17 protein-coding genes are annotated in these 20,571 nt (G+C 41.8%); 13 read left to right on the forward strand and 4 right to left on the reverse strand.

Annotated elements, in window-relative coordinates:
* Positions 1 to 168 precede the first annotated feature (168 nt).
* From HF881_RS08685 to HF881_RS08710, 6 genes are all read left to right on the forward strand, one after another.
* The gene (locus tag HF881_RS08685; protein ID WP_169447157.1) at positions 169 to 1,869 is read left to right on the forward strand and encodes an acetolactate synthase large subunit; all 1,701 of its coding nucleotides are present in this window, start codon (positions 169 to 171) and stop codon (positions 1,867 to 1,869) included.
* The gene (ilvN, locus tag HF881_RS08690) at positions 1,862 to 2,338 is read left to right on the forward strand and encodes an acetolactate synthase small subunit (protein WP_001253806.1); all 477 of its coding nucleotides are present in this window, start codon (positions 1,862 to 1,864) and stop codon (positions 2,336 to 2,338) included. Before HF881_RS08685 ends, ilvN begins: the two co-directional genes overlap by 8 nt.
* A 64-nt stretch (positions 2,339 to 2,402) precedes the next feature.
* On the forward strand, positions 2,403 to 3,425 hold the full coding sequence (gene ilvC, locus HF881_RS08695; protein WP_169447158.1) for a ketol-acid reductoisomerase: 1,023 nt from the start codon (positions 2,403 to 2,405) through the stop codon (positions 3,423 to 3,425).
* Between the two features lie 78 nt (positions 3,426 to 3,503).
* Positions 3,504 to 4,754, forward strand: coding sequence for a threonine ammonia-lyase IlvA (ilvA, locus tag HF881_RS08700; protein WP_084945604.1), 1,251 nt, complete (start codon positions 3,504 to 3,506; stop codon positions 4,752 to 4,754).
* Between the two features lie 77 nt (positions 4,755 to 4,831).
* The gene (locus tag HF881_RS08705; RefSeq protein WP_084974060.1) at positions 4,832 to 5,728 is read left to right on the forward strand and encodes an SPFH domain-containing protein; all 897 of its coding nucleotides are present in this window, start codon (positions 4,832 to 4,834) and stop codon (positions 5,726 to 5,728) included.
* A gap of 102 nt (positions 5,729 to 5,830) precedes the next feature.
* Positions 5,831 to 6,046, forward strand: coding sequence for a hypothetical protein (locus tag HF881_RS08710; protein ID WP_001130035.1), 216 nt, complete (start codon positions 5,831 to 5,833; stop codon positions 6,044 to 6,046).
* 93 nt (positions 6,047 to 6,139) lie between these two features.
* Here HF881_RS08710 and HF881_RS08715 read toward each other — a convergent pair whose 3' ends face one another.
* Together HF881_RS08715 and HF881_RS08720 are read right to left on the reverse strand one after the other, a co-directional pair.
* On the reverse strand, positions 6,140 to 6,880 hold the full coding sequence (locus HF881_RS08715; protein WP_169447159.1) for an amino acid ABC transporter ATP-binding protein: 741 nt from the start codon (positions 6,878 to 6,880) through the stop codon (positions 6,140 to 6,142).
* On the reverse strand, positions 6,877 to 8,442 hold the full coding sequence (locus tag HF881_RS08720) for an ABC transporter substrate-binding protein/permease (RefSeq protein WP_169447160.1): 1,566 nt from the start codon (positions 8,440 to 8,442) through the stop codon (positions 6,877 to 6,879). The genes HF881_RS08715 and HF881_RS08720 overlap by 4 nt, the downstream gene beginning before the upstream one ends.
* Positions 8,443 to 8,574: 132 nt before the next feature.
* Between HF881_RS08720 and HF881_RS08725 the strand changes: the two genes are divergently transcribed.
* On the forward strand, positions 8,575 to 10,464 hold the full coding sequence (locus HF881_RS08725) for a DUF2207 domain-containing protein (protein WP_169447161.1): 1,890 nt from the start codon (positions 8,575 to 8,577) through the stop codon (positions 10,462 to 10,464).
* A 61-nt stretch (positions 10,465 to 10,525) separates the two neighbouring features.
* Entirely contained in the window at positions 10,526 to 11,371 is an 846-nt protein-coding gene (locus HF881_RS08730) for an undecaprenyl-diphosphate phosphatase (RefSeq protein ID WP_169447162.1), read from the forward strand.
* Between the two features lie 33 nt (positions 11,372 to 11,404).
* On the opposite strand, the gene dinB is transcribed toward HF881_RS08730, so the two are convergent.
* Positions 11,405 to 12,466 carry a DNA polymerase IV gene (gene dinB, locus HF881_RS08735; protein WP_169447163.1) on the reverse strand — a complete coding sequence of 354 codons (1,062 nt, stop codon included), beginning with the start codon at positions 12,464 to 12,466 and terminating at the stop codon, positions 11,405 to 11,407.
* 236 nt (positions 12,467 to 12,702) lie between these two features.
* Here dinB and pflB point away from each other — a divergent pair, with 236 nt between their 5' ends.
* Positions 12,703 to 15,018, forward strand: a complete 2,316-nt coding sequence (pflB, locus tag HF881_RS08740; protein WP_025172329.1) for a formate C-acetyltransferase — start codon at positions 12,703 to 12,705, stop codon at positions 15,016 to 15,018.
* Between the two features lie 393 nt (positions 15,019 to 15,411).
* Positions 15,412 to 17,517 carry an ATP-dependent Clp protease ATP-binding subunit gene (locus HF881_RS08745; protein WP_169447164.1) on the forward strand — a complete coding sequence of 702 codons (2,106 nt, stop codon included), beginning with the start codon at positions 15,412 to 15,414 and terminating at the stop codon, positions 17,515 to 17,517.
* 58 nt (positions 17,518 to 17,575) lie between these two features.
* Here the strand turns inward: HF881_RS08745 and HF881_RS08750 are convergent, their stop codons facing one another.
* Entirely contained in the window at positions 17,576 to 18,058 is a 483-nt protein-coding gene (locus tag HF881_RS08750) for an S-ribosylhomocysteine lyase (RefSeq protein WP_000032544.1), read from the reverse strand.
* A gap of 285 nt (positions 18,059 to 18,343) precedes the next feature.
* On the opposite strand from HF881_RS08750, the gene HF881_RS08755 reads away from it, so the two are divergent.
* The 3 genes from HF881_RS08755 to HF881_RS08765 are packed head-to-tail and all read left to right on the forward strand — an operon-like array spanning position 18,344 to position 20,563.
* Positions 18,344 to 19,051 carry an ATP-binding cassette domain-containing protein gene (locus tag HF881_RS08755; protein ID WP_169447165.1) on the forward strand — a complete coding sequence of 236 codons (708 nt, stop codon included), beginning with the start codon at positions 18,344 to 18,346 and terminating at the stop codon, positions 19,049 to 19,051.
* Position 19,052: 1 nt separating this feature from the next.
* Entirely contained in the window at positions 19,053 to 19,841 is a 789-nt protein-coding gene (locus HF881_RS08760) for a lantibiotic ABC transporter permease (RefSeq protein WP_169447166.1), read from the forward strand.
* Positions 19,841 to 20,563: a lantibiotic ABC transporter permease gene (locus tag HF881_RS08765; protein WP_169447167.1), complete on the forward strand. Its 723-nt coding sequence runs from the start codon at positions 19,841 to 19,843 to the stop codon at positions 20,561 to 20,563. The genes HF881_RS08760 and HF881_RS08765 overlap by 1 nt, the downstream gene beginning before the upstream one ends.
* The last annotated feature ends 8 nt before the right edge of the window (positions 20,564 to 20,571 follow it).

A 20,571-nucleotide genomic window follows, 5' to 3' on the forward strand; every position in this document is an offset into this window, starting at 1 on the left:
AGTAATAAGATCGTTCAATTCCCTATTCATATTTATAAAAATAGGAAAAACATTCATAAAAACACGTTTAGATAGAAAATTCAGAAAATTGCTTCTTTTGTCTTGAAAATTTTTGAAAAAATGGTATGATAGTAACAAGCTATTTTTAAAAGAAGAGAAAGGGGAACAATGGAGAAAATCAGTTTAGACTCTCCTAAGACGGGGTCGGACCTAGTTTTGGAAACACTCCGTGATTTAGGAATTGATACCATATTTGGTTATCCTGGTGGGGCTGTCTTGCCTTTATATGATGCGATTTATAATTTCAAAGGTATTCGTCACATTTTAGGCCGTCATGAGCAAGGCTGTTTGCACGAAGCTGAAGGTTATGCCAAATCAACTGGAAAGTTGGGTGTCGCCGTCGTCACAAGTGGACCAGGAGCAACAAATGCCATTACAGGGATCGCGGATGCCATGAGTGATAGTGTTCCTCTTTTGGTCTTTACGGGACAAGTCGCTCGAGCAGGAATTGGGAAGGATGCCTTTCAGGAGGCGGATATTGTCGGTATTACCATGCCTATTACCAAGTACAATTATCAAGTCCGTGAGACAGCTGATATTCCTCGTATCATTACGGAAGCTGTCCATATCGCGACCACAGGTCGTCCGGGCCCAGTCGTGATTGACTTGCCTAAGGATGTATCTGCCTTAGAGACAGACTTCATCTATTCACCAGAAGTCCATTTACCGAGTTATCAACCGACGATAGAACCAAATGACATGCAAATCAAGAAAATCTTGAAACAATTGTCTAAGGCTAAGAAACCTGTTTTGTTGGCAGGTGGTGGTATCAGCTATGCAGAAGCTTCTAATGAACTTAATGAATTTGCTGAACGTTACCAAATTCCAGTTGTGACCAGTCTTTTGGGGCAAGGAACGATTGCGACAAGTCATCCACTCTTCCTTGGTATGGGAGGCATGCACGGTTCTTTCGCAGCCAACATTGCCATGACCGAAGCGGACTTTATGATTAGTATTGGTTGCCGTTTCGATGACCGCCTGACTGGTAATCCTAAGACCTTTGCTAAGAATGCCAAGGTTGCTCATATCGACATTGACCCAGCAGAGATTGGCAAGATTATTAATGCAGATATTCCAGTGGTTGGGGATGCTAAGAAAGCCTTGCAGATGCTACTGGCAGAACCAACTGTTCATAATAATACTGAAAAGTGGATTGACAAAGTCACTAAGGACAAGAACCGCGTTCGTTCTTATGATAAGAAGGAACGTGTGGTTCAACCGCAGGCAGTCATTGAACGCATCGGCGAGTTGACGAATGGAGATGCCATTGTTGTCACAGACGTTGGCCAACACCAAATGTGGACAGCCCAGTATTATCCATATCAGAATGAACGTCAATTGGTCACTTCAGGTGGCTTGGGTACCATGGGATTTGGAGTTCCTGCAGCTATTGGAGCTAAGATTGCCAATCCAGAAAAAGAAGTAGTTCTGTTTGTCGGTGACGGTGGTTTCCAAATGACCAACCAAGAACTAGCCATCCTAAACATCTACAAGGTACCCATTAAGGTCGTGATGCTGAATAACCACTCCCTAGGAATGGTTCGTCAGTGGCAGGAATCTTTCTATGAAGGTAGAACGTCAGAGTCAGTGTTTGATACTCTTCCTGACTTCCAGCTGATGGCACAGGCTTACGGAATCAAAAACTACAAGTTTGATAATCCAGAGACGATAGAGAAGGATCTAGAATCCATTCTGGAGGATGTGCCCATGTTTATCGAGGTGGACATTTCTCGTAAGGAACAGGTCTTACCAATGGTACCAGCCGGTAAGAGCAATCATGAGATGTTGGGGGTGAAGTTCCATGCGTAGAATGTTAACGGCAAAACTACAAAATCGTTCAGGAGTCCTCAATCGTTTTACAGGTGTCCTTTCTCGTCGTCAAGTCAACATTGAGAGTATCTCAGTTGGTGCGACAGAGAATCCTGATGTATCAAGGATTACCATCATTATTGATGTGGCTTCACATGATGAGGTCGAGCAAATCATCAAGCAACTCAACCGTCAGATCGATGTGATTCGCATTCGGGATATTACAGATAAACCACACTTGGAAAGAGAAGTTATCTTGGTAAAGGTATCTGCTCCTGCTGAGAAGCGTGCAGAAATCTTGGCTATTATTCAACCTTTCCGTGCAACGGTGGTGGATGTGGCTCCAAGTTCGATTACGATCCAGATGACTGGAAATGCTGAAAAGAGTGAAGCTTTATTGCGAGTGATTCGACCATACGGTATTAAAAATATCGCTCGTACGGGTGCAACTGGATTTACCCGCGACTAAAAATCTAACTTAAATTTGTTAAACCAGCCTATGAGGCAATAAAAATAGAAAAGAGAGAAAAACTATGGCAGTTCAAATGGAATACGAAAAAGATGTTAAAGTAGCAGCGCTTGATGGTAAAAAAATCGCCGTAATCGGTTATGGTTCACAAGGACATGCGCATGCGCAAAACTTGCGTGACTCAGGTCGTGATGTCATCATCGGTGTACGTCCTGGTAAATCTTTTGACAAAGCAAAAGAAGATGGATTTGACACTTATACAGTAGCAGAAGCGACTAAATTGGCTGATGTCATCATGATTTTGGCACCAGACGAAATCCAACAAGAATTGTACGAAGCAGAAATCGCTCCAAACTTGGAAGCTGGAAATGCAGTTGGATTTGCCCATGGTTTCAACATCCACTTTGAATTTATCAAAGTTCCTGCAGATGTAGATGTCTTCATGTGTGCTCCTAAAGGACCAGGTCACTTGGTACGTCGTACTTACGAAGAAGGTTTTGGTGTTCCAGCTCTTTATGCAGTTTACCAAGACGCTACAGGGAATGCGAAAAATATTGCCATGGACTGGTGTAAAGGGGTTGGAGCAGCTCGTGTAGGTTTGCTTGAAACAACTTACAAAGAAGAAACAGAAGAAGATTTGTTTGGTGAACAAGCTGTACTTTGTGGTGGTTTGACTGCCCTTATCGAAGCAGGTTTTGAAGTCTTGACAGAAGCAGGCTATGCCCCAGAATTGGCTTACTTTGAAGTTCTTCATGAAATGAAATTGATCGTTGACTTGATTTATGAAGGTGGATTCAAGAAAATGCGTCAATCTATTTCAAATACTGCTGAGTACGGTGACTATGTATCAGGCCCACGTGTGATTACTGAGCAAGTTAAAGAAAACATGAAAGCAGTTCTTGCAGACATCCAAAATGGTACATTTGCAAATGACTTTGTAAATGACTACAAGTCTGGCCGTCCAAAACTCACTGCTTACCGTGAACAAGCAGCTAACCTTGAAATTGAAAAAGTTGGTGCAGAACTACGTAAAGCAATGCCATTCGTTGGTAAAAACGACGATGATGCTTTCAAAATCTATAACTAATTCTTAGAATAAAAACAGAAGGCGAGTTGGGGGGGACCTAACTCGCTTTTTACCTTGTAAAGTATTTGAGGAGGAGACATGCTAAGTGCAAAAGATGTGGTGAAAGCCCACAAAGTTTTAAGTGGTGTAGTAGTGAATACACCACTGGAATATGATCATTACTTATCAGAAAAGTATGGAGCTAAGATCTATCTGAAAAAGGAGAATGCGCAAAGAGTTCGCTCTTTTAAAATTCGCGGAGCCTATTATGCCATTTCTCAACTATCAAAAGAAGAACGTGAGCGTGGTGTAGTCTGTGCCTCTGCGGGAAATCATGCCCAAGGTGTCGCCTATACTTGTAAGGAGATGAAGATTCCTGCAACAATTTTTATGCCCATCACAACACCGCAACAAAAGATTGGGCAGGTTCGCTTTTTCGGTGGAGAGTTTGTGACAATCAAGTTGGTTGGGGATACATTTGATGCTTCTGCTAAGGCAGCGCAAGAGTTTACGTTGTCAGAAAACCGTACCTTCATTGATCCTTTTGATGATATCCATGTTCAAGCTGGTCAAGGGACTGTAGCCTATGAAATTCTTGAAGAAGCCCGTAAAGAGTCTATTGATTTTGATACAGTACTAGTTCCGGTAGGTGGTGGCGGACTGATTGCAGGGGTTTCGACCTATATCAAAGAAACCAATCCCGCTATCGAGGTGATTGGTGTAGAAGCCAATGGTGCCCGTTCGATGAAGGCAGCCTTTGAGGCTGGAGGACCAGTTAAACTCAAAGAAATTGACAAATTTGCTGATGGAATAGCTGTGCAGAAAGTTGGGCAGTTGACTTATGAAGCAACTCGTCAGAATGTTGAAACTCTTATTGGAGTAGATGAGGGTTTGATTTCGGAGACCTTGATTGATCTTTATTCTAAGCAAGGGATTGTCGCCGAACCTGCTGGAGCGGCCAGCATTGCAGCCTTGGAAGTTCTATCAGACTATATCAAAGGTAAGACGATTTGCTGTATCATTTCTGGGGGAAATAACGATATCAACCGTATGCCAGAGATGGAAGAACGTGCCTTGATTTACGATGGCATCAAGCATTACTTTGTAGTCAATTTCCCACAACGTCCAGGAGCTCTACGAGAGTTTGTAAATGACATTTTGGGGCCAAATGATGACATCACTCGTTTTGAATATATCAAACGAGCAAGCAAGGGGACAGGGCCAGTCTTGATTGGGATTGCTCTTGCTGATAAGCATGATTATGCTGGCTTGATTCATCGGATGGAAAAGTTTGACCCATCTTATATCAATCTGAACGGAAATGAGACTTTGTATAATATGCTAGTCTAAAATAAATTTGCTATCATATTATTTGCCAATTTCCTATAATGATGCTATAATGATGGTGACGAAAGGGGGAGATTCCCATGGTTTTACATGTTTTACTTGTTCTCTTTATTCTAGTGCTGATTGCATCAGCGATTATTGTCAGCTCTGTGTATGTGGTACGACAACAGTCTGTCGCTATTATCGAGCGTTTTGGTAAATACCAAAAGTTGAGTAATAGTGGTATTCATGTACGAGCACCTTTTGGAATTGATAGAATTGCGGCCAGGGTGCAGTTGCGTCTATTGCAAAGTGAGATCGTCGTGGAAACAAAAACACAAGATAATGTATTTGTGACCATGAATGTGGCGACTCAGTATCGTGTGAATGAGAACAATGTCACAGATGCTTACTATAAACTAATGAGACCAGAAGCTCAAATCAAATCCTATATTGAGGATGCCTTGCGTTCGTCTGTACCTAAATTGACCTTGGATGAATTATTTGAGAAAAAAGATGAAATCGCATTAGAAGTTCAAAAGCAAGTAGCAGAAGAAATGTCTACATATGGTTACATCATTGTAAAAACATTGATTACGAAGGTTGAGCCTGACGCTGAAGTTAAACAATCAATGAATGAAATCAATGCTGCCCAACGTAAGAGAGTCGCTGCGCAAGAACTTGCAGAAGCAGATAAGATTAAGATTGTGACAGCGGCGGAAGCAGAGGCAGAAAAAGATCGCCTACACGGGGTAGGGATTGCAGAACAGCGTAAGGCTATTGTTGACGGACTTGCTGATTCTATTCAAGAATTAAAAGGAGCCAATGTTGAACTCACGGAAGCCCAGATTATGTCCATTCTATTAACAAATCAGTATTTGGATACTTTGAATAATTTCGCAGACAATAAGGGCAATAATACCATCTTCCTACCAGCAAATCCTGATGGAGTTGAAGATATACGAACAAGCATATTATCAGCTTTAAAAGCTAAGTAATAACAATTCATTATTTGTTTTCAATAAGTAGATGTTTTTTGTAGATAATCCTAAAAGAATGGATATATTTCAGTATCGTAAAGAACAAAATAGGAGAAGAACATGGCTAAATCAAACTTTGAAAAAGTAGAATCAGTTGTTGGCTGGGTTCGTGATAAGAAAATCACAGGTTACCGTATCTCTAAGGAAACAAATGCGCGTGAAATGTCAATCATCGCTCTAGCGCAAGGTCGTGCAAAGGTAAAAAATATTTCATTTGAAACAGCTCTAGGCTTGATTGATTTTTATGATAAGAATCATGAAAAATTTGAAGATTAAACTAGGCTTACAGGCAGATTCTTAAAATGGGTCTGCCTTTTGTTTTGCAAACAGTTAGCAAAAAGACTGCATAAAATATGCAGCCTTTGTTTGTTAGTTGAGATAGCGTTGAAGAAATTCTCGTGTTCGTTCCTCTTTAGGGTTCGTGAAGAGGTCTTCTGGTTTGCCTTCTTCTGCAATGACGCCTTTGTCCATGAAGATGACACGGTGAGAGACATCGCGGGCGAATTCCATCTCGTGGGTTACGACGATCATGGTCAAGCCTTCTTGAGCCAAATCCTGCATAATTTTGAGGACTTCTCCGACCATTTCCGGGTCAAGAGCAGATGTTGGTTCGTCGAAGAGAATGGCATCAGGATTCATGGAGAGAGCGCGAGCGATGGCTACACGCTGCTTTTGTCCACCAGAGAGTTGTTTAGGCTTGGCTTGCCAATAACGTTCTCCCATACCAACTTTTTCGAGATTTTCTTTTGCAATTCTTTCAGCTTCAGAGTGGTCGCGTTTGAGTACAGTCGTTTGGGCAACGATAGTATTTTCAAGGACATTCAGGTTTTCAAATAGATTAAAGGATTGGAAAACCATACCGAGTTTTTCACGATAATGGGTGAGGTTATAGCCTTTTTCTAAGACGTTTTCTCCTCGATAGAGAATTTCTCCCTCTGTAGGTGTTTCTAGTAAATTGATCGAACGAAGGAAGGTTGATTTTCCGCTTCCTGAGCTTCCGATGATGGAAATAACCTCTCCTTTATGGACGGTGAGAGAAATGTCTTTTAGCACTTCGTTTTGCCCATAGGATTTTTTGAGGTGTTTGATTTCAAGGATTGGTTGTGTCATTTTTTCAAATCCTCCGTTTGCATTTGGTTAGCACCTGTAGTATAGGTATCCATGTCCATACGGCGTTCGATGAAGCGTAGGATACGCGTTACGGTGAAGGTGAGGACAAAGTAAATCACGGCAATGATTGTAAAGGTCTGGAAGTATTGGTAGGTTTGAGTTGCGACAGTATTTCCTGAGAAATAAAGCTCAACAACTGAAATAACGTTCAATACAGAGGTATCTTTGATATTGATAACAAACTCATTACCAGTAGCAGGTAAGATATTGCGAACGACCTGAGGGAGGACAACCTTGCGCATGGTCTGATTATGGGTCATACCAAGAGCAGTTGCGGCTTCAAATTGTCCCTTGTCGACTGCTAGGATACCTCCACGGACGATTTCTGTCATATAGGCACCCGTGTTGATTGAAACGATGAAGATGGCAGCCAGTGTACGATCGAGATTGATTCCGAAGGCTTGTGCTGTACCGTAGTAGATAACCATCGATTGAACAATCATTGGCGTACCACGGAAGATCTCAATATAGACATTGAGAATCCAGCCAAGTAGTTTTTGCAAGCCATAGATGGCCTTGTTTTCAGATAGAGGGGCCGTACGGAAGACCCCGATTGCAAGTCCGATAATGAGACCTGTGATGGTTCCGATAATGGAGATTAAGAGTGTGATACCAGCACCACGCAAGAGTTGTTGCCAGTTTTCAGAAAGGATCTTAGCGACTTGGCTAAAGAAACTACTTTCTTCCTCCGTTGTTGTCGCCTCAACTGGTTGCTCTTTGATCATACGATCCATGAGGGCTACTTGCTCATCCTTAGAGATGGTTTCGATACTCGCATTGATTTGGCTGATACGGCTGTCATCTTTACGAAGACCAATGGCAATAGCGGTGTCTTCTTCGCCAGTTTTGAAACCTGGTTGGGGTTGAATCATTTTGAACTTAGCGTTGGCAGATTCAGCGGTCAGGGCTTCAGGTCGTTCAGAAACATAGGCATCGATAACACCAGCCTCTAGAGCTTGACGCATTTGGGCAAAGTCTCCCATAGCTGTTTCTTTTTTGGCACCTGGAATTTGAGAAATCAAGTCATAAAGGTAAACGCCTTGTTGAGATGTGATTTTTGCTCCGCTAAAGTCGTTTAAAGATTTGGCGTTGGCATAGGCGGAGTCCTTTTTGACCAATAGAACAGGTTCACTAGTATAGTAACTGCTTGAAAAGGCAATTTCTTGTTTACGTTCAGCCGTTGGGCTCATACCTGCAATGATCATATCGATTTTGCCAGAAGTAAGGGCTGGAACAAGCCCTTCCCATTTGGTTTTCACGACCAAAGGTTCCTTGCCTAAGTCTTTGGCAATCTTTTTAGCAATTTGAACATCGTAGCCGTTGGCATATTGGTTGGTACCGTCGATTTTGACGGCGCCGTTACTATCATCGTCTTGGGTCCAGTTGAAGGGGGCGTAAGCAGCCTCCATCCCGATGCGTAAATATTCGTCGGCTTGGACTTGGCTAACTAGTCCTAAGGTAAGGGCTAGGCTAGCAAGGATAGATAAGCATAATTTTTTCATGTTTTCTCCTATTTCTAGTCTAAAAATGACTCTCTCTATTGTATCTAAAAATAGTGAGATTTTCAATACAAGTAAGCCTTTACTTATAAAAAATGATATAATGATAGCAAAGATAAAAAGGGGGATTGTGTTGTGAAAAAGACTTTTTTCTTGCTTTTATTTAGCTTGTTTTGTATTTTACCACTCTCTGTTTTTGCGGTTGATTTCAAGATTCGCTCTTATCAAGGTGATTTGTATATTCATGCAGATAATACAGCAGAATTTAGGGAGAAAGTAGTCTATTATTTTGATGAAGACTTTAATGGACAACTAGTAGGACTTGGCCATGCGGGTAAGATGCCAAAGGGCTTTGAAATAGATTCCAGTCCGAAGATTCAGGTATGGAAGAATGCTGCTACCATTGAAAATGTCAATAGTGAAGTGATAGAAGAATCGGAAGGCTATACTGTAAAAGTGTATAATCCAGGCCAAGGGGGGGATACCGTTGAAGTGGTAATCACATGGCAACTAAAAAATCTCTTATTTCTATATGATGATATCGCGGAACTTAATTGGCAGCCCCTGACGGATAGTTCAGAACCTATCGAAAAATTTGAGTTTCGAGTAACGGGCTTTAATGGAGCAGAAAAATTATTCTTTCATACAGGGAAACTCTTTACAGAGGGCAAGGTAGAAAAGATAGATGGTGATTATCGTGTTCATTTACAGAACCTACCTCGTCAGCGTGGGGTTGAATTGCATGCATATTGGCCTAGAAAAGATTTTGGAACAGCTTTGGATCAGGGATTGAAGGGCAATCGTTTAGCAGAATTTGAACAAATAGAGGAATCCATTACTGCTGAAAAAGCTCAAAGCAAAGCTCTGGTTACGTGGATCATCCCTTTGCTACTCTCGCTTTCTTTAGTCTTTAGTGTTATTTTATACTGCATTTACAGAAGAAAAACCTCCCCATCGAAGAAATATGCTAAAAATCACCGTCTCTATGAACCGCCAATGGACTTAGAACCGATGGTTTTATCGGAAACTGTTTACTCTACTTCTTTAGAGGAAGTCAGCCCCTTGACCAAGGGAGGAGGGAAGTTCACCTTTGACCAACTCGTTCAGGCCACTTTATTGGATGTGATTGACCGTGGAAATGTTTCAATCATCTCAAATGGAGATGAGGTCCGTCTAAAAGTCGTAAAAGAAAAAGGATTGGCAAGTTTTGAAAAAGATTGCCTTAATTTGGCCTTTTCAGGAAGAGAAGAAGTGCTTGTTTCAGATTTGTTTGCAGATTACCAAGTGTCAACTAGTCTTTACCAAGGTGCCAAAGCAGCTGATGAAAAAAGGATTCAGAAAACAGGACGTAAGCTTAAGTCTTCTTTCGAGCAAGCTCTGAAGCAGATGCAGGATGGGGTGAGAAAGCGGGTTTCCTCTTTGCAACTTCCAGATTATTATCGTCCACTGAGTAATGGGGAAAAAATCCTGCGATTGACGATAGGTGTCTCTACGCTTCTACCTGCTTTCGTTGGTTTTGGCTGGTTCTTGTATAGTTTGGATGCTCACGGGTACCTTTCTCTGCCACTTCCTATCCTTGGGTTTGTGAGCTTGATGTTAGCTGCCGTCTATTATTGGACGACCCGATTTGATACTCGTGATGGTGTTTTAAACGAAGAAGGACTAGAAGCATACTATCTCTGGACTAGTTTTGAAAACATGCTTCGCGATATCGCTCACCTAGACAAGGCAGAATTAGAGAGTATTGTTCTTTGGAATCGCCTCCTTGTCTATGCTACTTTATTTGGTTATGCGGACAAGGTGAGTCATTTGATGAAATCTTATCAGATTCAAGTTGAGAATCCAGATATCAATCTTTACGTAGCTTATGGCTGGCACAGTATGTTTTATCATTCAACTGCTCAAATGAGCCACTATGCTAGTATTGCAAATACAGCTAGTAACTACTCTGTATCTTCTGGAAGTGGTTCGTCAGGTGGCGGATTCTCAGGAGGCGGAGGCGGTGGTAGCATCGGCGCCTTCTAGAAAAAATCTATCGCAACATCCGAAATTATGCTATAATAGAGGACAGAAAAAGGAGTAATGTATGTATTTTATTGAAATTTTGAAGTCAATCTTTTTTGGGATTGTTGAAGGAATTACAGAATGGTTGCCCATTTCAAGTACAGGTCACTTGATTTTGGTTGAAGAATTTGTCCAATACAAGGACCAAAATGAAGCCTTCATGTCCATGTTTAATGTTGTCATTCAGCTCGGTGCCATTTTAGCAGTTATGGTAATTTACTTTAACAAGCTCAATCCCTTCAAACCTGGTAAAAACAAGGTCGAAGTTCGTCGAACTTGGCAGTTGTGGTCAAAAGTCTTCGTTGCAACCTTGCCTTTGCTATTGGTCTTTAAACTAGATGATTGGTTTGATGCCAACTTCCACAACATGGTTTCAGTTGCCATTATGTTGATTATCTATGGTGTTGCCTTTATCTATCTTGAAAAAAGAAATAAGGCCCAAGCTATTGAACCAACAGTAACAGAGCTAGACAAGTTGCCTTATAAAACAGCCCTTTACATTGGGCTCTTCCAAGTCCTCGCCCTTTTACCAGGAACAAGTCGTTCAGGTGCTACTATCGTCGGTGGTTTGTTGAATGGGACAAGCCGCTCTGTTGTAACGGAGTTTACCTTTTACCTTGGGATTCCTGTTATGTTCGGAGCTAGTGCTTTAAAGATTTTCAAATTTGTTAAAGCAGGTCAACTCTTGAGTTTTGGCCAACTGTTCTTGCTCTTGGTCGCTATGGGAGTTGCCTTTGCAGTCAGCATGGTTGCCATTCGTTTCTTGACCAGCTATGTGAAGAAACACGACTTTACACTCTTTGGTAAATACCGTATCGTACTCGGTAGTGTCTTGTTGCTCTATAGTTTTGTGCGTTTGTTTGTATAAGAAAAAGCTTGAGGGAATTTTCCTTCAAGCTTTTTAAAATCCTGTCACTGTAATTCCTAGTAAACGAACGCCTTTCTCTTTTTCAGCTAGTTCTTCGTAAAGTTGAAGGGCAGTTTGAGAAATCTGGCTAGCATCCTGTGTTGCTTGTGGGAGGCTTTTTCGTCTAGTCAGAGTGGAGAAGTCAGTATAACGAATTTTAAGGATAATGATTTTTCCAGCTTTGTCCTGCTTGCTGAGATTGTGAGCTACCTTTTCGGAGAGAAGAGTCAGCTCTTTTTTGATGTCTTCTTCTGCCTGAAGAATCTTACCATAGGTTTTCTCCTTGCCGATGGACTTACGAATGCGATTGGACTTGACTGGTGAGTTATGAATGCCTCTAGCTTTCCGATAAAGGTCAAAACCGAGTCTGCCAAACCGATCGATTAAAGTGACTTCAGAAACGTCTAATAAGTCTGCACCAGTATAAATGCCCATTTCATGAAGGCGTTCAACTGTTTTTTTGCCCACGCCATGGAATTTAGCAATGTCCATTTGTTTGAGAAAATCTTGAGCTTGTTCTGGGAGGATAACTGTCAAACCATGTGGCTTTTGATAATCGCTGGCCATTTTAGCTAGAAATTTGTTATAAGAAACACCTGCAGAAGCAGTCAGGTGTAGTTCCTGCCAGATATCTTGTTGGATGAGACGAGCTATTTTGACTGCCGACTTGATACCAAGTTTATTTTCCGTCACATCCAAGTAAGCCTCGTCAATACTCATAGGTTCAATCAGATCGGTATAGCGCTTAAAAATAGCTCGAATTTCAAGCCCCACAGTCTTGTATTTTTCATAATTCCCTGAGATAAAGACGGCTTGAGGACAACGCTCATAAGCTTCTTTAGAACTCATGGCAGAGTGAATGCCAAAGGCTCGTGCCTCGTAGCTACAAGTAGACACAACTCCCCGTCCGCCTGTTTGTCTGGGATCACTCCCAATGATAACAGGCTTGCCCTTTAACTTAGGATTATCTCTTATTTCCACCGCAGCAAAAAAGGCATCCATGTCGATATGGATGATTTTTCTGGACAAATCATTAATCAATGGAAATATGAGCATTTTGCTTCCTTTCTAATGTCATTTTTTATTCATTATACCTTTTTTTCTGAAAAAATGGAAAAGAGTACTCATTCTTTCAAATATATAATACAGATTGTGCCGATAAACAGACTGTATTAGAAAAGAAAGTGATAAAAAAGCCTTTTTTCGCTTGTTGAAATCGGTTACTGTATGGTATACTGGTCTCATGAATGTAACAGATGACTGTTACTAGAAAGAAAAATGAGGACATTAACATGGTTGTTAAGACAGTTGTTGAAGCACAAGATATTTTTGATAAAGCTTGGGAAGGCTTCAAAGGCGTAGATTGGAAAGAAAAAGCAAGCGTTTCTCGCTTCGTTCAAGCTAACTACACACCTTACGATGGAGATGAAAGCTTCCTTGCTGGACCAACAGAACGTTCACTTCACATTAAAAAGATTGTAGAAGAAACAAAAGCTCACTACGAAGAAACTCGTTTCCCAATGGACACTCGTCCAACATCTATTGCTGATATCCCTGCAGGATTTATCGACAAAGAAAACGAAGTTATCTTCGGTATCCAAAACGATGAACTCTTCAAATTGAACTTCATGCCAAAAGGTGGTATCCGTATGGCTGAAACTACTTTGAAAGAAAATGGATACGAACCAGACCCAGCTGTTCACGAAATCTTTACTAAATACGTAACAACAGTTAACGACGGTATCTTCCGTGCCTACACTTCAAACATTCGTCGTGCTCGTCACGCTCACACTGTAACTGGTCTTCCAGATGCATACTCACGTGGACGTATCATCGGTGTTTACGCACGTCTTGCTCTTTACGGTGCAGACTACTTGATGCAAGAAAAAGTAAACGACTGGAATGCAATCAAAGAAATTGATGAAGAAACAATCCGTCTTCGTGAAGAAGTGAATCTTCAATACCAAGCATTGCAACAAGTTGTTCGCTTGGGTGACCTTTACGGAGTTGATGTTCGCAAACCAGCGATGAACGTTAAAGAAGCTATCCAATGGGTTAATATCGCCTTCATGGCTGTCTGCCGTGTTATTAACGGTGCTGCAACATCTCTAGGACGTGTGCCAATCGTACTTGATATCTTTGCAGAACGTGACCTTGCTCGTGGTACATTTACTGAATCAGAAATCCAAGAATTCGTTGATGATTTCGTTATGAAACTTCGTACAGTTAAATTTGCTCGTACAAAAGCTTATGACCAATTGTACTCAGGTGACCCAACCTTCATCACAACTTCTATGGCTGGTATGGGTAACGACGGTCGTCACCGTGTTACTAAGATGGACTACCGTTTCTTGAACACTCTTGACAATATCGGTAACTCTCCAGAGCCAAACTTGACAGTTCTTTGGACTGACAAATTGCCTTACAACTTCCGTCGCTACTGTATGCACATGAGCCACAAACACTCTTCTATTCAATACGAAGGTGTAACAACAATGGCTAAAGACGGATACGGGGAAATGAGCTGTATCTCATGCTGTGTGTCACCACTTGACCCAGAAAACGAAGATCAACGCCACAACATCCAGTACTTCGGTGCTCGTGTAAACGTTTTGAAAGCCCTTCTTACTGGTTTGAATGGTGGTTATGACGATGTTCACAAAGACTACAAAGTATTTGACATCGACCCTATTCGTGACGAAGTTCTTGAATTCGAATCAGTTAAAGCGAACTTTGAAAAATCTCTTGACTGGTTGACAGACACTTACGTAGATGCTTTGAACATCATTCACTACATGACTGATAAGTACAACTACGAAGCTGTTCAAATGGCCTTCTTGCCAACTAAACAACGTGCCAACATGGGATTCGGTATCTGTGGATTTGCTAACACTGTTGATACATTGTCAGCGATTAAATACGCTACCGTTAAACCAATCCGTGATGAAGATGGTTACATCTACGATTACGAAACAATCGGTGAATACCCACGTTGGGGTGAAGATGACCCACGTTCAAACGAATTGGCAGAATGGTTGATCGAAGCTTACACAACTCGTCTACGTAGCCACAAACTTTACAAAGACGCAGAAGCTACAGTATCACTTTTGACAATCACATCTAACGTTGCTTACTCTAAACAAACTGGTAACTCACCAGTCCACAAAGGTGTATACCTCAACGAAGATGGTTCTGTGAACTTGTCTAAACTTGAATTCTTCTCACCAGGTGCGAACCCTTCTAACAAAGCTAAAGGTGGATGGTTGCAAAACTTGAACTCACTTGCTAGCCTTGACTTTGGTTACGCAGCTGACGGTATCTCATTGACAACTCAAGTTTCTCCACGTGCTCTTGGTAAGACTCGTGACGAACAAGTTGATAACTTGGTAACAATCCTTGATGGTTACTTCGAAAACGGTGGACAACACGTTAACTTGAACGTTATGGACTTGAACGATGTTTACGAAAAGATCATGTCAGGTGAAGACGTTATCGTACGTATCTCTGGATACTGTGTAAACACTAAATACCTCACTCCAGAACAAAAAACTGAATTGACACAACGTGTCTTCCACGAAGTTCTTTCAATGGATGACGCATTGAGCTAAGATTCAATTGTAATAGAGAAAAGCCAGTCGATATGACTGGCTTTTTGTGTGCTTAAAAATTTTTTAAAAAATAGTCAAATTTGGTCAAAAAATTATTGACTTTTACTGACCAAAGTGATATAGTAGAAACATAAGGAAAATGAATTCCTTAAAAAGCTCATTTTCAACGATTCTATTTCTTGAAAATGTACGACAGATACCCTAGAAAGGGGTGAGGCCTATGTTAAATCTAACAGACTTTGAAAAGAAGATGATAGAAGGCTTATTTAAGAAAGAAAAACCAGAAATTATACGTAGGGTAGCTAGTTAGCTAGTCTAAAATTTTTAAAACAAAGGTCAAAGATAGTCAATATCAGAGATCGCAAATAATTAACAATAAACGAGGTAAAGAATATGAATAACAACTTTAATAACTTTAACAACATGGATGATTTATTTAACCAATTGATGAGTGGTATGCGAGGATACAGTTCTGAAAACCGTCGCTACTTGATTAATGGACGTGAAGTGACACCTGAGGAATTTGCTCACTATCGTGCAACTGGTCAATTGCCAGGAAATGCAGAAGTTGATGGACAAATGCAACAACACGCTTCAGGTATGAAACAAGACGGTGTCCTTGCTAAACTAGGTCGTAACTTGACAGCGGAAGCTCGTGAGGGCAAGTTGGATCCTGTTATCGGACGAAACAAGGAAATTCAAGAAACATCTGAAATCCTCTCACGTCGTACCAAGAACAATCCTGTTCTGGTCGGAGATGCAGGTGTTGGTAAGACAGCCGTTGTCGAAGGTCTAGCACAAGCGATTGTGAACGGAGATGTTCCGGCTGCCATCAAGAACAAGGAAATTATTTCTATTGATATCTCAGGTCTTGAGGCTGGTACTCAATACCGTGGTAGCTTTGAAGAAAACGTTCAAAACCTAGTCAACGAAGTGAAAGAAGCAGGAAATATCATCCTCTTCTTTGATGAAATTCACCAAATCCTTGGTGCTGGTTCAATCGGAGGCGATAGTGGTTCTAAAGGTCTTGCAGATATTCTCAAACCAGCTCTCTCTCGAGGTGAGTTGACAGTTATTGGGGCAACGACTCAAGACGAATATCGTAACACTATCTTGAAAAATGCAGCTCTTGCTCGTCGTTTCAACGAAGTCAAGGTCAATGCTCCTTCAGCAGAGGATACCTTTAAAATCCTTCAAGGGATTCGTGACCTCTATCAACAACATCACAATGTTATCTTGCCAGACGAAGTCTTAAAAGCAGCAGTGGATTATTCTATCCAATACATTCCACAACGCAGCTTGCCAGATAAGGCTATCGACCTTGTCGATGTAACGGCAGCTCACTTGGCAGCTCAACATCCTGTAACAGATGTGCATGCTGTTGAACGGGAAATTGAAGCAGAAAAAGACAAGCAAGAAAAAGCAGTTGAGGCAGAAGACTTTGAAGCAGCTCTCAATGCTAAAACACGTATTGCAGAATTAGAGAAAAAAGTCGAAAACCACACAGAAGACATGAAAGTGACTGCAAGCATCAACGATGTGGCTGAGTCTGTAGAGCGAATGACAGGTATTCCAGTGTCACAAATGGGAGCGTCAGACATCGAACGTTTGAAAGATATGGCTCATCGCTTGGAACACAAGGTAATCGGCCAAGATAAGGCGGTTGAAGCAGTAGCTCGTGCTATTCGTCGTAACCGTGCAGGATTTGATGAAGGCAATCGCCCAATCGGTAGCTTTCTCTTTGTAGGGCCTACTGGGGTTGGTAAGACGGAGCTTGCTAAGCAATTGGCGCTCGATATGTTTGGAACCAAGGACGCAATTATCCGCTTGGATATGTCCGAATATAGTGACCGCACAGCTGTTTCTAAGCTGATCGGTACAACAGCCGGTTATGTAGGGTATGATGACAATAGCAATACCTTGACAGAACGTGTTCGTCGCAATCCATACTCTATCATTCTCTTGGACGAAATTGAAAAGGCTGATCCTCAAGTAATCACCCTTCTCCTCCAAGTCTTGGATGACGGTCGTTTGACAGATGGTCAAGGAAATACCGTGAACTTTAAAAACACTGTCATTATCGCAACATCAAACGCTGGATTTGGCTATGAAGCTAACTTGACGGAAGATGCAGATAAACCAGAATTGATGGAGCGTTTGAAACCATACTTCCGTCCAGAGTTCCTTAACCGCTTTAATGCAGTTATCGAGTTTTCACACTTGAATAAGGAAGACCTTTCTAAGATTGTGGACTTGATGTTGGCTGAAGTCAACCAAACCTTGGCTAAGAAAGACATTGATTTGGAAGTTAGTCAAGCAGCTAAGGACTTTATCACAGAAGAAGGCTATGATGAAGTCATGGGTGTTCGTCCTCTCCGTCGTGTGGTTGAACAACAAATTCGTGATAAGGTGACAGACTTCCACTTGGATAACCTTGATGCTAAACATCTGGAAGCAGATATGGAAGATGGCGTTTTGGTCATTCGTGAAAAAGCCTAACTCAAGATTTTGAGAATAAAAAAAGAAGGAACTAGCTAAAAGCTGGTTCCTTTTGTGTTTAGATGACATGACGCTCAAAGGCATCATCTGAGATTCCTTGTTCTAGGATGAGTTTCGCCCATTCTTTAGCTGAAAAGAGGCTGTGGTCCTTGTAGTTTCCGCAAGATTCAATGGTTGTTCCAGGGACATCTTCCCAAGTAGTAGTCTCAGCGATTTCCTTGAGCGAATCCTTGATAACAGCTGCAATCTCAGCACTGGTGTGACGTCCCCACATAATCATGTGGAAGCCTGTACGGCAACCAAATGGCGAACAGTCAATCATGCCGTCAATGCGGGTACGGATGAGTTTTGCTAAGAGGTGTTCAATAGTGTGAAGCCCAGCAGTAGGGATAGAGTCCTCATTTGGCTGCACCAAGCGAATATCAAAGTTGGAGATGATGTCTCCCTTTGGCCCTGTTTCTTCTCCAATCAAGCGGACATAGGGTGCTTTAACAATGGTGTGGTCAAGTTCAAAACTTTCAACAATAACTTCTTTTGACATGGTCGTTCCTTTCAGTTTTCTTCTTTCATTATATCATAAAGGGTGCTCTTGATGGAGTTTGATAAATGACTTTTTGAGACTAGCATTATAACAAAGTCTCCATACAAAATCCGCAGAATTATAAAGAAAGAATGAAGTAAAGGAAAAGAAAAACTGAGTTCTTTCTAATGAAGCTAGAGCGAGTTTTGAAAGGTGGGATTAACTTTTAGAATTTTTGCTCGATCTCTGAACTAATTCTGAACTAGATTGGATATACTGGAGAAAATAAAGATAAAGGAGTTCAGTATGGAACATATGGTGAAAATAGAAGGAGTCTGCAAGAAGCATGGCAGCAAGCAGATTTTGGAAGATATTTCTTTTACAGCTAGAAGCGGGCGGATTACAGCTTTTCTGGGCCCGAATGGTGCTGGTAAAAGCTCGACCTTGAGGATTCTCTTGGGGTTAGATCGGGCGACAGCAGGAACTGCGACTTTTGATGGACAAACCTATCAGTCAATGACTTATCCACTCAGAACGGTAGGTGCAGCCTTTGACGGCATTGGCGGTTTGCCAAATCGAAAGGTCTATGACCACTTGAGAATTATTGCGGCGAGTAATGCTATTCCCAAGTCTCGGATCGATGAGGTTTTGGAGATGACAGGAATTGCTCATAAGAGGAAGGCTCTCCTGTCAAGCCTGTCTCTGGGGGAAGGTCAGCGGTTGGGTTTGGCAGCGGCTTTGCTGGGTGATCCTCAGTTTCTTATATTAGATGAGCCGACCAATGGACTGGATCCAAGTGGGATTAAGTGGTTTAGAAAGTTCATTCGTCAGCAGGCTGATTTAGGGAAAACGGTACTTCTATCCTCCCACATCCTGTCAGAGGTACAAATGGTGACAGATGACGTAGTCTTGATTCATCATGGGCGCATTATTGAGCAGGGACGATTGGAAGAGGTGCTGCAAGATTCAGACAGTCTAGAAGACCTCTTCTTTGACTTGACAGAGGAGGCTTAAGATGAAAGAAACGATACCCTTATTGCATTCAGAATGGTTGAAAATTTGCTCAACTAAGGCTTTCAGAGTGAGTATGGCCTTCATGCTGCTATTGGTGCCTGCCGTATCCTGGTTGGAGGGCCGACAGTATTTGTCTATTGGCTTGGATGCTACACCTGAGACGGTTCCCGGCCTGGCAGAAGCCATTGACCCGTTGGAATATCTGGGTCTCAACGGGGCCTTTATGGCGGGCATGGTTTTGGTCATTTTAGCTGGAATTTTGGGAGCAATGGAATTTCAGTCTCATAGCTTGAGAACCAGTCTTTTGACCTGTAATAACCGCCTGAAGCTGCTTGTGGGGAAACTTATGACCTTTGCTTGCTTTTCTCTTGCCAGTAGCTTTTTATCAATTTACTTTAGTTATATGGTCATGCATCTGGCTTTAGGAAAGGAAGGGCTTGATCCGATTCTGCTCAATCATGCAGCTTGGAGTCTGATTTTGTGGAAAACCTTATCTCTAACCTTATTGGGAATCCTTTCATTTTTGTTAGGTTTATTGGCTCGGACCATGCTAGTTCCTCTGCTTTTTCTCGTACCCCAAATCTATAATCTGGGAAACTACCTGGCAGCTCACACGAGTTGGGGAGCTTATCTGCCACAGCCGGCTGGAGAGTTGTTTACTGCAACGCCAACTTCCCAATATGTCAACAATCCCTTGCAAGGGCTGTTGATACTTGGCGCATGGATACTAATCATCGGCGGCATGACCTCTCTGCACTTTTTGAAGACGGATTTAGGAGGACGCTACTGATGATAATAGCTCTGCTTAAAAGTGAATGGATTAAGTTCCGTTCTTACTATCTCGCTCTTGGTGCAGCCTTGGTGGCTCTGGTAGCTGTTCCATTTTTTCTAATGAATCTTGACTACAGTCAGACAGCAGTTGGCCAGACGAAGGCTCTGAGCGAGGCTTTGCATGCCCTCTATCTGGCGCAGCCTGTCATCGTCATCTTTACTTCGCTCTATTTTGCTCAGGAGTTTGTCAAGTCTGGGATGCGAACGAATTTTTTAACCGTATCAAATAGAAAGGCTTGGTTGGCTGGGAAATTCCTTTTTCTGGTCTTGCTGCTCTTAGTTCTCTATAGTGTTATGGTAGGTAGCTGTTTCCTTGTGATGCTGGCTCGTTTTGATCTAAACTTTAGCTGGTTCTTATTGGGGAAATTCCTTTATTACAGCTCTTTTGGTCTTCTCAGCAATCTTTTTCTGGCTTTTTTAGCTGCCGGCCTCGCTTTGCTATTTCAATCTTGGATTGTGCCGGTGTCGGTGCTCTTTCCTCTCTTGATTGGTCTCAGCCGTTTATTGGCAACTTTTATCAAGGAAGCAAAATACCTGCCTGATCTGGCTACGCTAAATCTTTTTGAGTATGAAGGGCTTCAGCAGTCAATAGATCTATCAGGGCTGGGAATACAGCTTTTCTGGTTAGCTTTAGTTTGGAGCTCTGCTATATTCTTAACCTTGAAACGAGATGTTCGCTAGAGGTATGC

Source organism: Streptococcus sp. WB01_FAA12 (assembly GCF_012843315.1).
Classification (GTDB): Bacteria; Bacillota; Bacilli; order Lactobacillales; family Streptococcaceae; genus Streptococcus.

Excerpts from the sequence above, each read along its gene's own strand:
- dinB (WP_169447163.1), bottom strand. The coding sequence starts at position 12,466 with ATGCTCATATTTCCATTGATTAATGATTTGTCCAGAAAAATCATCCAT.
- HF881_RS08760 (WP_169447166.1), top strand. The coding sequence starts at position 19,053 with ATGAAAGAAACGATACCCTTATTGCATTCAGAATGGTTGAAAATTTGC.
- HF881_RS08745 (WP_169447164.1), top strand. The coding sequence starts at position 15,412 with ATGAATAACAACTTTAATAACTTTAACAACATGGATGATTTATTTAAC.
- HF881_RS08715 (WP_169447159.1), bottom strand. The coding sequence starts at position 6,880 with ATGACACAACCAATCCTTGAAATCAAACACCTCAAAAAATCCTATGGG.
- ilvN (WP_001253806.1), top strand. The coding sequence starts at position 1,862 with ATGCGTAGAATGTTAACGGCAAAACTACAAAATCGTTCAGGAGTCCTC.
- HF881_RS08750 (WP_000032544.1), bottom strand. The coding sequence starts at position 18,058 with ATGTCAAAAGAAGTTATTGTTGAAAGTTTTGAACTTGACCACACCATT.
- pflB (WP_025172329.1), top strand. The coding sequence starts at position 12,703 with ATGGTTGTTAAGACAGTTGTTGAAGCACAAGATATTTTTGATAAAGCT.
- HF881_RS08710 (WP_001130035.1), top strand. The coding sequence starts at position 5,831 with ATGGCTAAATCAAACTTTGAAAAAGTAGAATCAGTTGTTGGCTGGGTT.
- HF881_RS08765 (WP_169447167.1), top strand. The coding sequence starts at position 19,841 with ATGATAATAGCTCTGCTTAAAAGTGAATGGATTAAGTTCCGTTCTTAC.
- HF881_RS08685 (WP_169447157.1), top strand. The coding sequence starts at position 169 with ATGGAGAAAATCAGTTTAGACTCTCCTAAGACGGGGTCGGACCTAGTT.
- ilvC (WP_169447158.1), top strand. The coding sequence starts at position 2,403 with ATGGCAGTTCAAATGGAATACGAAAAAGATGTTAAAGTAGCAGCGCTT.
- HF881_RS08755 (WP_169447165.1), top strand. The coding sequence starts at position 18,344 with ATGGAACATATGGTGAAAATAGAAGGAGTCTGCAAGAAGCATGGCAGC.
- HF881_RS08720 (WP_169447160.1), bottom strand. The coding sequence starts at position 8,442 with ATGAAAAAATTATGCTTATCTATCCTTGCTAGCCTAGCCCTTACCTTA.
- HF881_RS08705 (WP_084974060.1), top strand. The coding sequence starts at position 4,832 with ATGGTTTTACATGTTTTACTTGTTCTCTTTATTCTAGTGCTGATTGCA.
- ilvA (WP_084945604.1), top strand. The coding sequence starts at position 3,504 with ATGCTAAGTGCAAAAGATGTGGTGAAAGCCCACAAAGTTTTAAGTGGT.
- HF881_RS08730 (WP_169447162.1), top strand. The coding sequence starts at position 10,526 with ATGTATTTTATTGAAATTTTGAAGTCAATCTTTTTTGGGATTGTTGAA.